The sequence below is a fragment of the Pantoea sp. Mb-10 genome (assembly GCF_021272205.1).
Taxonomy (GTDB): Bacteria; Pseudomonadota; Gammaproteobacteria; order Enterobacterales; family Enterobacteriaceae; genus Pantoea.
The window spans coordinates 277,529-291,319 of record NZ_JAJSDX010000003.1 but is presented as its reverse complement, the minus strand read 5'-3'; the positions used below and the strand labels follow the sequence as shown (position 1 = coordinate 291,319).

16 protein-coding genes are annotated in these 13,791 nt (G+C 56.5%); 13 read left to right on the top strand and 3 right to left on the bottom strand.

The window, feature by feature from the left end:
- Nucleotides 1–37 precede the first annotated feature (37 nt).
- Genes flgK through LU196_RS07320 form a run of 3 tightly spaced genes read left to right on the top strand, consistent with a single transcriptional unit; the run spans nt 38 to nt 3,333 of the window.
- Nucleotides 38–1,408, top strand: a complete 1,371-nt coding sequence (gene flgK / locus LU196_RS07330) for a flagellar hook-associated protein FlgK (protein WP_232758530.1) — start codon at nt 38–40, stop codon at nt 1,406–1,408.
- 9 nt (nt 1,409–1,417) lie between these two features.
- A complete protein-coding gene (locus tag LU196_RS07325; RefSeq protein WP_232758531.1) occupies nt 1,418–2,326 on the top strand; it encodes a flagellin/flagellar hook associated protein in 909 nt (302 codons plus the stop codon).
- A 5-nt stretch (nt 2,327–2,331) separates the two neighbouring features.
- Nucleotides 2,332–3,333: a hypothetical protein gene (locus LU196_RS07320; RefSeq protein WP_232758532.1), complete on the top strand. Its 1,002-nt coding sequence runs from the start codon at nt 2,332–2,334 to the stop codon at nt 3,331–3,333.
- A gap of 23 nt (nt 3,334–3,356) precedes the next feature.
- On the opposite strand, the gene LU196_RS07315 is transcribed toward LU196_RS07320, so the two are convergent.
- Together LU196_RS07315 and LU196_RS07310 are read right to left on the bottom strand one after the other, a co-directional pair.
- Nucleotides 3,357–3,809: a hypothetical protein gene (locus LU196_RS07315; RefSeq protein WP_232758533.1), complete on the bottom strand. Its 453-nt coding sequence runs from the start codon at nt 3,807–3,809 to the stop codon at nt 3,357–3,359.
- A complete protein-coding gene (locus LU196_RS07310) occupies nt 3,784–4,719 on the bottom strand; it encodes a transcriptional regulator (protein ID WP_232758534.1) in 936 nt (311 codons plus the stop codon). Before LU196_RS07310 ends, LU196_RS07315 begins: the two co-directional genes overlap by 26 nt.
- 419 nt (nt 4,720–5,138) lie before the next feature.
- Between LU196_RS07310 and LU196_RS07305 the strand changes: the two genes are divergently transcribed.
- The 10 genes from LU196_RS07305 (at nt 5,139) to LU196_RS07260 (ending at nt 13,025) form a co-directional block, all read left to right on the top strand.
- Entirely contained in the window at nt 5,139–5,975 is an 837-nt protein-coding gene (locus LU196_RS07305; protein WP_232758535.1) for a flagellin, read from the top strand.
- 179 nt (nt 5,976–6,154) lie between these two features.
- Entirely contained in the window at nt 6,155–7,441 is a 1,287-nt protein-coding gene (fliD, locus tag LU196_RS07300; RefSeq protein WP_232758537.1) for a flagellar filament capping protein FliD, read from the top strand.
- 13 nt (nt 7,442–7,454) lie between these two features.
- The gene (gene fliS / locus LU196_RS07295; protein WP_232758539.1) at nt 7,455–7,838 is read left to right on the top strand and encodes a flagellar export chaperone FliS; all 384 of its coding nucleotides are present in this window, start codon (nt 7,455–7,457) and stop codon (nt 7,836–7,838) included.
- Complete coding sequence (locus LU196_RS07290; RefSeq protein WP_232758541.1) at nt 7,835–8,128, top strand: hypothetical protein; 294 nt, start codon at nt 7,835–7,837, stop codon at nt 8,126–8,128. Before fliS ends, LU196_RS07290 begins: the two co-directional genes overlap by 4 nt.
- On the top strand, nt 8,125–9,234 hold the full coding sequence (locus tag LU196_RS07285) for a flagellar hook-length control protein FliK (protein ID WP_232758543.1): 1,110 nt from the start codon (nt 8,125–8,127) through the stop codon (nt 9,232–9,234). Before LU196_RS07290 ends, LU196_RS07285 begins: the two co-directional genes overlap by 4 nt.
- Nucleotides 9,179–9,706 (top strand): flagellar basal body-associated FliL family protein, encoded by a 528-nt coding sequence (locus LU196_RS07280; protein ID WP_232778282.1) that lies wholly within the window; start codon nt 9,179–9,181, stop codon nt 9,704–9,706. The genes LU196_RS07285 and LU196_RS07280 overlap by 56 nt, the downstream gene beginning before the upstream one ends.
- Nucleotides 9,707–9,715: 9 nt before the next feature.
- A complete protein-coding gene (locus LU196_RS07275; protein WP_232758547.1) occupies nt 9,716–10,408 on the top strand; it encodes a FliA/WhiG family RNA polymerase sigma factor in 693 nt (230 codons plus the stop codon).
- 5 nt (nt 10,409–10,413) lie between these two features.
- Entirely contained in the window at nt 10,414–11,283 is an 870-nt protein-coding gene (gene motA / locus LU196_RS07270; RefSeq protein WP_232758549.1) for a flagellar motor stator protein MotA, read from the top strand.
- Nucleotides 11,283–12,176, top strand: coding sequence for a flagellar motor protein MotB (locus tag LU196_RS07265; protein ID WP_232758550.1), 894 nt, complete (start codon nt 11,283–11,285; stop codon nt 12,174–12,176). Before motA ends, LU196_RS07265 begins: the two co-directional genes overlap by 1 nt.
- Before the next feature lie 234 nt (nt 12,177–12,410).
- Nucleotides 12,411–13,025 (top strand): cupin domain-containing protein, encoded by a 615-nt coding sequence (locus LU196_RS07260; RefSeq protein WP_232758552.1) that lies wholly within the window; start codon nt 12,411–12,413, stop codon nt 13,023–13,025.
- A 73-nt stretch (nt 13,026–13,098) separates the two neighbouring features.
- Here LU196_RS07260 and LU196_RS07255 read toward each other — a convergent pair whose 3' ends face one another.
- Entirely contained in the window at nt 13,099–13,719 is a 621-nt protein-coding gene (locus LU196_RS07255; protein WP_232758554.1) for a response regulator transcription factor, read from the bottom strand.
- Between the last annotated feature and the right edge of the window lie 72 nt (nt 13,720–13,791).

Below are 13,791 nucleotides of genomic sequence, written 5' to 3'. Positions count from 1 at the left end.
CTCTGCTTAATCAGACACAGTAACGGCGAGACAGAACATGAGCATCATTAACATAGGTTACAGCGGTGCGAGCGCGGCGCGTATTGGCATGAACGTCACCGCGCTGAATATCGCGAATGCGGCAACCAAAGGCTTCAGTCGCCAACGTATTCAGCAGAATGCTATCGGGCCGGCGGGCGTCGAGCGTCTGTTTAGCGGCAGCGGCGTTGAGGTGAGCGGCATTGAGCGCATCGCCGATCGATTCCGCATCGGTCAGGTGTGGCGCGCTAACACCCAGAACGACTATTTTTCCAGTAGCCAGCGCTACCTTGGCGCGCTGGAGACGCTGTTAAGTGCGGAAAATACCGGCGTGGGTGACGGGCTGGATACGTTCTTTGCTGCCCTAAGCGGCGCCACGGAAAAGCCCGACAGCGACGCGATGCGGCAGACGGTCCTCAGCGAAGCGCAGGCGTTGGCCACGCGCATTAATCACGTTCAGAACTTTTTACAGCAGCAGCGCAGTGAGAGTGAGCAGCAACAGCGTGACCTTACCGCTTCTATTAATCATACCAGCGAAGCCATTGCCCACTACAACGCGCGCATCAAAGAGACCGTGGCGGCAGGAGGGGATGCCAGCATCCTGCGCGATCAGCGCGACGAGCAGGTACGCGCACTCAGTGGTTATCTCGATATCCGCGTGCAGGAGAGCGAGACCGGCGAATATACGCTGACGCTCCCTTCCGGGCAGCCATTGGTCAGCGGCAGTGAGGTGGGCGCATTGTCCATGCAGCGCAACGCCAGCGGCGCGCACGTTCTTCAGCTCAGCTTTGCGGGCAGCGCCTATGAGATCGACAGTGCCACCGGCGGTCAGCTGGGGGCGATGCACGATTATCAGGTCGATACCCTCGACAGCAGCGAAGCGCGTCTTGGCGGCATGGCTGAAGCAATGGCAAAGGCGTTTAACGATCGGCTGGCAAAAGGGTTTGATTTAAAGGGGAACGCGGGCAAACCGCTGTTTAATTTTAATCCCAATCATCCCACCGGCATGCTGCAGGTCAACGCGCTTACGGCAGAGGAGCTGGCGTTTTCTGCCGATCCTACCGCGCCGGGCAACAACCAGAACCTGCTGGATCTCCTCGCCATCAAGCAGCAGCGCTTTAGCATCGCGGGCCAGCCACCCGCCACGCTGGATGAGGCAAGTAACGCGATGATCGGCGCCGTAGGCATTAAAAGCCGACAGAATCAGACCGAACTCAGTGCCGCGCAGGCATGGCTGCAGAACGCGGAGACCGAACGGGATAACCTCAGCGCGGTGGATTACGACGAAGAGTATGTGAATCTCACGCAGTACACCCAAGCTTATCAGGCCAACATGAAGGTGATCGCCACGGGCGATCGGATATTCACCGATCTGCTGGCGCTCTTTTAAGGACAAACGATGCGAGTCTCCTCTCTGAATTTTGGTACGACATTGATGCGCAATCTGCAGGTCAACAACGGCAAACTTAATACGCTAATGACGCAGATTGCCGAGCAGAAGCGGGTACGGGTGGCGTCGGACGATCCTGTCGCCAGCGCGCAGCTGTCTCAACTCCGCCGGGAGCAGGCGGCAACCCGTCAGTATCAGCACAACATTACGCAAGTGAGCCATTCGCTCAGCCTGCAGGAAACCCAGGTGGAGGGCAGCAGCGATCTGCTGTTAAGCATGCTGGATACGCTGCGCGAGGCCAACAGCGCCCAGCACAACGCGGAAGATATGGGAGGCTTTGCCGCTGAACTTGAGACCCTGAAATCAGCGCTGATTGCCCAGTTAAATAGCCGGGATGAGAGCGGTCGCTATCTGTTTGCGGGCACCGTGACCGATCGTGCGCCCGTGGTGCGCGATGCCGGCAGCGGCGCGTGGATCTATCAGGGTAACCATGACGGCGTCAGTACGCCGGTGAGCAACGGCGTGACGGTGCCTGCGAATATCGATCTGGCGGCCAGTTTCGGCGACGATATGAAGATGCTGAATCAGCTTGAGACACTGCTGGGGAAAATGGCGAATCCGGCGCTACCGGCGGGGAGTTACAGCGCGGACATCACCGCGATGCTTGCGCAATCACAAACCACGCTCGACAACGTGACGCGCCTTTTTACCGATCTGGGCGGGCGCCAAAACAGTCTCACCTTGCTGCAGGATGCGCATGCTGATAAGGCCCTCATCCATGAGGAACTGACTCAGCAACTGGAAGGCTTGGACATGGCGGGCGCCATGCTGGATTTGAACCGCTACACCCTGGCCTCTCAGGCGGCCTACAAGACCTATGGTCAGGTCGCGACGCTGTCGCTGTTTAACCTAAGGTAAGCGTCATGATTAACGTGGACACTCTGTCGGCACCGGTGCTTCGCGAGGATTACGCGCGCAGCGCCCGTCTACAAGCAAACCCGCTTCGCGAGCAGGCCCCGGCGGCGCGGCGGCGCGCGCATTTTCCTGACGCGCCGCTGATCTCTTCGCAGCCGCTGCGCTATAACGTGCAGCTCAATCATCAGCTCACCCGGGTACAAATGGCGGATCGTTTTCTGCACGCCGCAGAAAACCAGCTGTTGAGGCTCGATCAGGCGTCAGATCGACGCGGTGGCAGGCTGCACCAATTGCAACAGACGCAGGCGCTTCTCGCGCAGCGCTCGCGGCTGTCAGGGAACAGCGTCAATCGTCAGTTGCAGGTTACGCTAGAGGGAAAACCGCAGGTTAGCTTTCAGCTGCGAGACGGTAAGGCGTTGTTGAACCCTGCGAAGTCGGAGGTGATCGTTTTTTCGCTGGCGGGCGATCGGCGTGAGTTGAGCGCTGCGGCGATCGCCGCCGACAGTTCGCCGCAGCAAACGCTGATTGGCCTGAATCAGGCGCTGGGCAAATGGGGCATTCACGGTAAAATCACGGCGCAGCACGACCTGCTGTTTGAAGTGGACGAAGCGCAGTGGCCGCGTGTGGCGAATCACCTGAGCGTTCAGGGCGGGGGCGTGCGCTATCCTCAAGGGCAGTTTTTTCCGCTCAAACCCCTGGCCGATGACACCTTGGACGACACTATTGCGCGGGCGCTGGCCCATTCCGACCGTTCCGGTGCGCTGCAAACGCACGTTCACCGCGCGCTGGCGAACATTGCGCAGCAACGGCAACAGTTAGTGCGGACGCTGGGCCAGGTTCAGCAGCGCGTTGACAGCATGGCCACTCTCTCGGGCGGGCAGGCATATCATACCGCCGAGAGCGTGGCGCAGCAGCTGCGCGCGCCGGGTTATCTCGATGTGGCAAAGGCGTTGGGTGCGCAGGCGAATCTGGCGGTGACCACGGTGAGAAATGTACTCAGCCGTCAGTGAGCGCCAGTGTGCTCACCTTGCCGTCACTGACGGATGATCAAGCCAGAGGGGGTGATCACGACGCGGTGTCCCTCAAAGGTCAGGCTGTTAACCGTTACGCCGTTGTGGGCCATAAACGAAAAGTTGCTTTGTAACAGCCGATGCGGCTGGCTGGCTTTATAGACATTAGGAATGTATTGATACACGTACCCCACCGGTGAGGCAATCTGCGGTATGAACGTTATTTCTGCTCTGAATTCCCGATCTTCCCGGCTGGTAAACTCAATTTTGACCGCGTTATCGCGCGTAGATAAAAACGTCGAATAGTGCTCACGGTGATCGGTATTGAGATCGTAATACCCTATTTCGCCCACCTCACCGTGAAAGTGTGGATCGAAAGCAGGTTGGTGCAGCGGCAGCCAGTTGAAGTGCCAGGCGGCCGCCGCCAGTAGAAGCGTGACGATCAGCAGACTACTTGTCGCAAGGGGCCATCTCATTCAGTTTTCTCTCTGTCTCTTCAACAATCAATTTACGCATTGCCTCTGCGTGGGTCGTGGCGGCCGCGATCCCCATAGCGAGTTGCTGGTGTGCGCAGGGGGTAAAGATATTCAGCGTCAAACTCAGCGTGCTGCCGCGCAAAGCCGTATAGATATCCATGCGCGCATTACGTTGCCGCAGCGAGCCATTAAGTTGGCGCAACGAATCCCCCAGCAGCTTGTGTATATCCTGAGGCGTAATATTTTCTCTGGCCGGTACGTAGACAAGGTGCAATAAACGAATTTGGCTCACGCCTTCAATATTCACCGGCTCAAAATGCAGCTTCGTGTGCCGCATATTATGCACAATCATTGCCGTAATTAGCACGAGTATGATCAGCAAGCTGGCAAATAGTGTTTTCCAGACGCGAAGACGTAATGTTGTCGGTTGCGTTACCGCCACCGCCCATTCCGGGCCTGCTGGTGCGGTCAGCTCGCGATGAGCAGGTTTGTTTTCTAAGAGCAGGGCCTGACTTTCATCTCCAGCGCGGGGTGGGAGAGAAATGTCTTCTGGTGGCGCAGCGGCATGTTCATCTTCATGCCGCGTAATGAACTGACAAAATTCCGTATCGAGAATATAGCCTTTTTTCGGCAACGTTTTGATGATGCGCTGTTGTTTGCCATCGTCTTCCAGCGCGGCGCGCAGAGCATGGATGGCATTGGGCAGGCTATTGTTCCCAATGACGCGTCGCTCCCAGACCAGCTGATTTAACTCCTCGCGCGATAATATTTGTCCGGCATGATCAATAAGTACGAGCAGTAACTTCAGCTGATACTCTCCCAGCCTGCGCTGTTCGCCACTTTCCTGATGGATAAGTGAGGCGCTGTCGCGATCGACGAGCCAGTGATTAATCACGCAATGTGCGGCCATGGTGGGAGATATCTCAATAAGAAGAGCAGTCAATAGGATGCTACAAAAACGCATTAATTGACAAAATTCTGCCTTAACTCGCGTTGCAAAACAAGTTCGGCCTTAAAATTTTATAAGGAAAATGAAATAGAGGGGTAAATCCATGGATATTAAATACCCGTTTCTTATAAAAAACCGATTTATGCATTAGCGTGCAGGAATAAATGAATGAGGAGTGCGCTTTTTTAAACGCATTCATTTCATAAAATTTTGCTGTGTCGCTTAATTTTTAAATTATTCCGTTGATGCTGTGAGTCATTATTACGGGCGAAACTTTTTTATTGTAAATATCTCGTTGCTGCTTAAGGTGCCAAAATAGTGTGCCGTTTTCTCCTGATGCTTGTAGCACAATTTATTGAAAATTATCAGGAGTCATCTCTATGTTAACGCTGTTTACTAACTCATCCGCAATGTCTTCCACCAACTCCATGAACCGCGCAAATGCCGCCCTCAGTACCGCCATGGAGCGTCTGGGCACCGGCAAGCGCATTAACTCCGCAGCCGATGATGCCGCAGGGTTGCAGATTGCGACACGTCTGGAAGGACAGTCGCGCGGGATGAGCGTGGCCAAAGACAACATCACCAAAGCCACGGCGATGCTGCAGACCGCAGAGGGCGCATTCGATGAAGTGTCCAACATCATGTTCCGCATGAAAGATCTGGCTACGCAGGCGGCGGATGCCACCAGCACCTCACCGGAAGATCAGAAGGCGATGCAGGCCGAGTTTGATGCGCTTAACAGCGAGCTGGGCAACATCATGGGCAATACCGCTTACGGTTCGGAAAAACTGCTGGCGGCATCGGGTGGCAAGCTGGGAGCAGCCATGAACTTCCAGATTGGCGCTACCGCTGGCGAATCCCTGCAGGTGGATCTGAGTGGGCAATTGACGGCGACCGCCTCTGCGATTACCACCCTTGCTTCGGGTACATTGGCCAGCGGCGCAAGCGGCATGATTACCAGTGTGACTGACGCGTTGAACGCGGTAGGCGAGATCCGCTCGGCGCTGGGTGCCAACATCAACCGCCTGGGCCACACCGCCGCCAACCTCGCCAACATGAAAGACAACACCGACCTTGGCCTCGGCAATATTCGCGACGCCGACTTCGCCAAAGAGGGCTCGCAGATGAGCCGTCAGCAGATGCTGATGCAGAGCAGCCAGATGATGCTGAAGCAGTCCAACGGCATGGGCCAGATGGTGCTGGGCATGCTGGGCTAATTACGCCTTCCTACGTCAACACCGCTCCCGCAGCGGTGTTTTTTTTTCCGCCGCCCTCAGCATGGTTTCCGCTGTGCGGAAATATCTCTTCCGCTCAAATTCTTTATCGTACTGATTTTAAAGAAAATAAAAGATGGCACGCCCGTTGCTATTGAATCAGATATCAGCAGGAGAATCTCATGAATCTAGGTATGGAACCGTCCCAATGGGCGGAAATGTTAGCCACTAACAGCGTGGCCGCCATGAAGTCTCGCTTGTCCTCACAGCAGAAAAAAGTGGGTGCCGAGCAGACGGCACTCAGCGCGTTAAAAACGGCGCTGGACGCGTTTCGCACCACCCTTAAAGGCTTTGGCAGTAAAGGTGAGGTGGTCACCAATGCCGCTACCGCCAATCTGGAGGGATACGTCACGCTAAAAGCCGATGGCAGCGCCAGTAAGGGGCTGTATGAAATTGCCGTGACGGAAACCGCTGCTGCGCAGCAAACCGCCTTTGAAAGTCTTACCGACGATAGGGTGAAAAATGCCACCGGCACGCTTTCCGTGTCGGTGGGTGGAACAAGCCTCGATCTCGATGTCGGCAGCATCACCACCATGGCAGAACTGCGCGACGCCATCAACCGCCACGCGGATAACCCTGGCGTCACGGCATCGATCATGAAGGTCAACGGCCAAAACCGCCTGATGATGGGCAGTGAAGAGACCGGGGTTGCCAACGGTTTCACCATCAGCGTAGCGGGCGATGCCGCCTTCAAAAGTGCGATGGAAGGTGGCAGCGCGATTTCTGCTGCGCGCGATGCGGAAATCAAGGTGGGTAACTTGACCATTACCAGCAGCAGCAACACCTTCCGCGATCTCATTCCCGGCGTCGAAATCAACGTGATACAGAAAACCGATTCGGCGCGTCCGCTGGTCATCAGCGTGGGTAACGATGAGACGCAGACCAAAGAGCAGGCGCAGAAATTTGTCGATGCCTGGAACACGCTTGCCGACAAGCTCGATGAGCTGACGCGCAGCGGCGGAGAAAAAGTGCAGGCGGGTGCGCTGGCCGGGGATTCCTCATTGCGGGTGTTAGAACAGCAGATGACCTCGCTGCTGCGCAAAAGCGTGAACGGTAACACGCTGGCGGATTTCGGTATTGAACTCGACAAAAAGGGCAAGCTGTCCATCGACAGCGAGACCTTTCTCGAGGCGGTTAACGACAATCCGCAGGCGCTGAATGCACTGTTTGGTGGCACCGACGGGGTGATCAAACAGATGGACAAAAGCCTGAATGGTTTCCTGAGCGTGACCGGATCCATCAAATCAAGGCAGGACTCCCTCGATCGTAAAACCAGCCAGCTCAGCAGCAAAGAACTGCAGATTCAGCAGCGCTATGACACGCACTACAACCGTTACCTGAAAGAGTTCACGCGGGTACAAAGCGCCATGCAGCAGATGGAAAGCACCATGGCGCAGTTCTTTGGTTAATCAGGAGTGAAAGATGTACGGGAATCGGTCTGAAACACACGGCTATAGCGAGGCGGATTTGGCGATACGCACGGCAGCGTCTACGCCACATCAGCTGGTGCTTATGCTGTTCACCGGGTTACAGGACGAACTGATCCGCGCTAAAGGCCACATTGTGGCTAAGCGCTTTGAGCGTAAAGCCAGCAGCATTTCGAAGTGCATTGATATTTTAAACGCGCTGACCAGTGCGCTGGATTACGAACGCGGCGGTGAACTTGCGCAGCGTCTGGCCTCGCTTTATGACTACTGCGTTTATCGGTTGTATGACGCCAGCCATAACCTTTCCCTTGCGCAGATAGAGGAGGTCGAGGGCTTGCTGGCGACGCTGCGTGAAGGATGGGAGGGGATGCAGCCATGACGCCCTCGTCCTATGAGGCGCTGATAACGGCGCTGGAAGCCGCCGCGCAGCAGAATGACTGGCCACGGGTGATGCAGATTGACGCGCAGCTCAATCTGCAGCTGCAGCAGCAGGCGCGAAATCTGCAGGACGCGGCGCGGGCAGCGTTACGGTCTCGCTATCTGCGCGTTATGGCGCAGGGTCGCGCGCGGCTTGAGACGCTGCGACTGCAGCTCGCGCAGTATCAGGCGCAGCGCTATGGCAGGCAGGCATACAGCCTGTTCGACGCGGAAACAGGAGAAGAGGCATGACGCCGGTCACGCTTCAACGGATGCTGGCGCTACCCGGCGCCACACCGCATCAGCCCCTGCTGGCCGCCGCGGAGGGTAGCGGAGCGCCGCGCCTTGCCGCAGGCTTGCCCGCAGTGGCTGCCGGATCGCCGCGCGTTCCCGCATTGACGCCTGCAGGGGATGTCGGCGCGCCACACGCTGCCGCGCTGCCCTCCACGGTAGCGGCTTTTGTCCTCCCCGACGTTTCGCTGCTTCCGGTGGCGACGCCAGAGGCGGAGGCGCTGGCGCATACGAGCGGCGATCACACCGCGCCCGATGAGACCATCCTGGACGTGCATACGCTGGAGATGGCGCTGCCGCTGCCGGTGCAGTCAGAGAGGGCTTTGCCTGCGACAGCGCAGTTGGCAGGCGCGGGCGTTGAGGTTGCGGTGATGCCCGCTCGCGGTCCGGTGGTACATCCGCAGCGCCTTCCTGCGCGCGTACCGCGGCCGATGTCGGTAACGGCGGCAGGGGAGAGCGTGCCGCTCGCCCCCGCTGCTCTCGGTGTGATCGCAGACGCGCTGGCCACGCGCGAGCATGCTCAACGCGTAGAAACGAGGTGGCGCGTGATGCCAATGCCCCGACCACAATCATCTCTGCCTACCGTGCTGCCGCTCCCTGCGGCGACGGGAGCCGCTGCGCCTTCCGCCGATCTGCAACAGACGCCCCTTGCGCTGCCGGAAGCCGAACGGGAAAAAGCGCTGACGCTGAAAACGGCGCTGGGCGAGCGTCTGCACCTGCAGATTGCTCAGAGTACGCAGAAAGCCACCATTCGCCTCGACCCGCCGCACCTCGGCAAAGTAGAGGTCTCTATTCACTACGAAGAGGGGAAATTACAGGTCCATATTCAGGCCGCGCAGCCTGAGGTTTATCGCGCCCTGCAGCAGGTCAGCCACGAGCTGCGCGGGACGCTGAGCGAGGAAAACAGCGTTACGGTTAACGTGCAGATTTCTCAGCAGCAGAGCGAACAGCGACAGAACGGCCAATCGCAGCCGCGCAGCGCGGCCCCCATCGCAGGCCATGAGCCGTGCGATGAGCGTGCGGAGCGGCAATCCCAACACGATCATTCCATTCTTACGACGGTATAGCGCCATGAAAATAAAAACGGTGGCCACGGGCTTCGCCTTGGTGATGTGCAGCGCATTGCTCACCGCCACATTAGTCGTCAGCGGTATGCAGTTCTTCCCTCAGGGGGAGAAGGAAAGTCACGAAGGCTCGGCTTTCACCTTGTTTAAACCCAAAGAGACACCGCGGGCCATTCAGTATTTCGAAGTCAAAAACCAGGTTGTCACCCTCAAGGGGAGGGATAACCGCGAGCGCTATCTGCTGCTGGATCTGGCGTATGTAGTGGACAGCGATGCCGCAATGGAAAAGACCGAGCGTGCGCTGCCGAAGCTCAAAAGCGTGCTGGTTGGCATGTTTTCTGGCATGGATTATGCCGCGGCGCGCGCCATGTCAGTGGATGACATTCACCTCCAATTGATGACCCGTTACGAAGGCGCGTTCAGCAAGAGCACGCCCTTTACCGACGTCATCATCTCAAAAATGGTTTTCCAGTAAGGAACGATGATGAACGCTTTTACTGCCGTCACCGGCATGAGCCCCGCGGAAGAGAGTCGGTATATCCATCAGTGGCTCCCGTTGGTGAAACGCGTGGTGCGCCAGCTGTCGACGCAAACCGATTCGGTGATGGATCGTGACGATCTGGAGCAGATCGCGCTGATGGGGCTGGTGGAGTCGCTGCGACGCTATGGACATCCGGATGGAAATTTTGCGGCTTACGCGCTTCAGCGTGTGCGCGGCGCGGTGCTGGATCAGCTGCGTCGCCACGATTGGCGACCGCGGCGCCTGCGCCAGCGGAATCACAAGATCAATGATGCCGTGCGCGCGCTCACGCGCCAGCTTGGTCATGAACCCAGTGAAAGCGAGCTGCGCACCTGTCTTGGACTGAGCCATGAGGAGGTGCAGGAGTATCTGCTGCTGGAGTCAGCCAGCGTGATGGAAAGCCTTGACGAGGTGCTTTCGGCTGAAGGTAGCGGGATGATGCTAAGCGGGCGTCATCTGGAAGAGGAAGTGGGCGTTCAGCGGACGTTAAACCTGGCGCTGTCGTCGCTGGAAGAGCGGGAAAAGCTGATCCTCAGCCTGTATTACCAGCATGAAATGAGCCTGAAAGAGATTGCGCAGGTACTCACACTTACGGAAGCGCGCGTGTGTCAGCTCAACAAAAAAATTGCTGAAAAAATTAAAAAATTCTTTGAGTAACCGTTATGCAGAAATTGATTGGAATTTTGTTAGTGCTGGGGAGCGTGTCGATAGGTTACGTCCATGCAGGCGGAATAATGAGCGTGTTTTGGCAGCCGGGAGAATTATTGATTATCCTGGGATCGGGCGCGGGCGCCATGCTTATCGGTAACTCCAAAAGCGTACTCAAAGAGACCTGGCGGCAGATTCGCGGAGCCATGAAAAAAAACACCTACAACGCGGCGTTTCAGCAACAGCTGTTGATGCTGCTGTATGAGCTGCTGGAGCTGGTGCAGAACGGCGGACTCAAAGTATTGGATTCCCATATAGAGGTGCCGGAACAGAGCGAGCTCTTTCAGCGCTATCCACTGATTTTGGCCGATCACGGGCTGATTGCCTTTATTTCTGACAATTTCCGTCTGATGGCCATGGGAAAAATCAACGAGCATGAGCTGGAAGGCCTGCTGGAATCAGAGCTGCATGCCGTGGAGGAGGAGCTTTTGAAGCCTTCGCGCTCGCTGCAGCGCACCGCTGAGGCGATGCCGGGCTTTGGTATCTGCGCCGCCGTTCTCGGCATTATTATTACGATGCAGTCCATCGACGGATCGATTGCGCTGATCGGCATCAAAGTGGCTGCCGCGCTGGTGGGAACCTTTCTCGGCGTGTTTTTTTGCTATTGCCTGATGGACCCCTTAGCCAACGCGATGGAGCAGAACATGAAGAAGCGCTTGGCGGTGCTGGAATGCATCCGGACCGTGCTGGTCAATCAGCTCGCCGGAAAGCCGACGCTGCTGGCGGTGGACGCAGGGCGAAAAATGTTGCCGCTGGATTCCAAACCCACCTTTGCCACGCTGGACGGCTGGGTTAATCAAATGACCAACGGTGACGCGGCCTGATGAAAAACAATGCGCACCCCACCATTATTAAACGCAGCGTTCGCCGATCGCATCACAGTCATCACGGCGGAGCGTGGAAAGTGGCGTTTGCCGACTTTACCCTGGCGATGATGGCCCTGTTTATGGTGCTGTGGATTGTGGGCGCGGTCAGCGAAGATGAACGCAAAGAGATTGTGGCGCAGTTGCACGGACACTCCCTCTTCAGCGGCACCGGATTCGATCCCTTCGCCGTTGAGGGTACGGAGGCCATCGTTGCGCAGGCAAGGGCACTGGTGCCGCCGGCGCAACAAGCCACGGTCAGCGGCATCGTGGAGCAGGCCGTGGATCAAGGCGTTGACGCCACCCCTACGCGCGCAGACAGCGAGCTGGCGACTCTCAAGCAGCAGATCGAACAGCTTATCAGCGCGCACCATGCCCAGAACCATCTCACGCTGGAAACGCTGCCGCAGGGGCTGCGCATTTTGATTCAGGACGATCGCGATCGCATGATGTTCCCGCGTGGGAGTGCGGTACTGACGCCCTATTTTCAGCGCTTACTGACCGAACTGGGACCGGTGTTCAATCGCATTGATAACCAGATCATGATCAGCGGTCATACCGATGCCGCGCAGTATGAGCCCAGTGCGGCTTATAACAACTGGAACCTGTCTGGCGATCGGGCGCTGGCGGCCCGGCGCGCGCTGGAGCGCGGTGGGCTGGAGAGTGCGCGGGTGTTGCAAGTCAACGCCGTGGCGGCGCGCATGCCGCTGGATCAGGGTAATCCCTTGAATGCGCGTAATCGACGCGTGGAAATCATGGTGCTCACCGCTTCTGCGGCAGAAACTTTGCTGCAGTTTTACGGGCGGCAAGGGGAGAAGGTGGTTAAGCCGATTGTGGCGCGTTTGAAAACGTAGCTTTTAAACAGGATATGCATCAGGTTTTTCGCCGGTTGTGGGCGCATAAGCACGCTTTGCCCTGGAAGCTAACCGCAGCGTAAAAAAATGCGCTCTTTTTGTTAAATATGTTGCGCATGAATTTGAGTTAAGAAAGCGAAATCAGGTATTTATCAAGATTTTGTTGTCAAGCGCACATTGTATTGCAACCGAATTTTGTCACAATTAGGCAACAACGCTTTCCGGAGAAAGAGTATGACTGACAACACCTCCAGCCTGCTGTTACTGATGTCTTTCGCCGCAGGCACATTTTCTGCCGGAGCATCCAGTAATCCGCAGCATCTCATGTTATGGCAGCAGTCAGGCGCGATACCCAATAACCTGTTGCCGCTGATCATCTGGCCGCAGATCGCACCTGAATATGAAGAAGAAGAGGGGCGCAACAGCGCGGAGTGGTTTGAAAAAACCTTTACCGAGAATGGCTGGCCTGCGGCGTGGCGCGCGCCGATTTTCCCTTACACGCATTATCACCCCAATACCCATGAAGTGCTGGGCGTGGCGGCGGGCTGGGCGGAAGTGCTGTTAGGCGGCGATGCTGGCCGTATGGTGACCTTGCGCGAAGGCGATGCCGTGCTGATTCCTGCGGGCGTAGGTCATAAACAGGTGTTTGCCTCGGAAGATTTCTTCGTGGTGGGCGCGTATCCCGAAGGCATGTCGCCGGAAACCTATCGCGATGAGCCTTCGCGTCTGCGTGCGGCGAAAGAAGCCATCAAGCGGGTTCCTCTGCCCCAGCGCGATCCGTTTACCGGCAAGGAGGGTACGTTGACCGAGATCTGGTTGCCCATCGCGCAGCAGACGACGCATCCCTAAAAGGGCGGGGCAGAGCGTAGCGGGTCGATAAAAGACCTCTCCAACTACGCTCTGCTCCCCACGCGCACGAGGTTTACACCAAATCATGCGCTTTGGCGGTGCGATTAATTCCGCTAATGCCTTTCAGACCTAATTTACGCAAGATTTTGATTTTATATGTGCTAATTGTTTTACTGCTGAGTTGCAGTTGCGTTGCGATCTGTTTATTTGACATTCCCGATGCAAGTTTAACTAATACAATCAATTCGCGTCGCGTGAGTTCCATTAATTTATCGCTTTCAATGAATGTAGGAACGTGGGCATTTTGCGCGGCGGTAGGATAGACGCGTTTGCCGCACTCAACGTCTTTTATTGCCGTTAGCAGCGTATCCAACTCCCCGCGTTTACAGACGTAACCCTCAACGCCGAGCTGCAAACAGCAGCGCTGGTAAAACACGCTTTCGGATGCGGTAAATACGATGATTTTTTGCTGCGGTAATACGCGCTTAATATCCGCAATCAGCGGGATGCCAGCACGACCTGGCATCGTAAGATCCAGCAGTAATACATCCGGCTTGAGCTGATGCAATTGGCTGATCAGCAATTCACCCCGTTCAGCCATTCCGACTACGGAATAGTGATAGGCGTGAAGCAGTGCTTTGATGCTCTCGCAAATTAAAGGGTGGTCATCAACAATAAATACCGAATGAATCATATGTGCAGTCCAAAAAATTTAAATAACCAAGTGGGAATCTGAAAACAGCTGTACATAGAGGTCTGGCTAAAT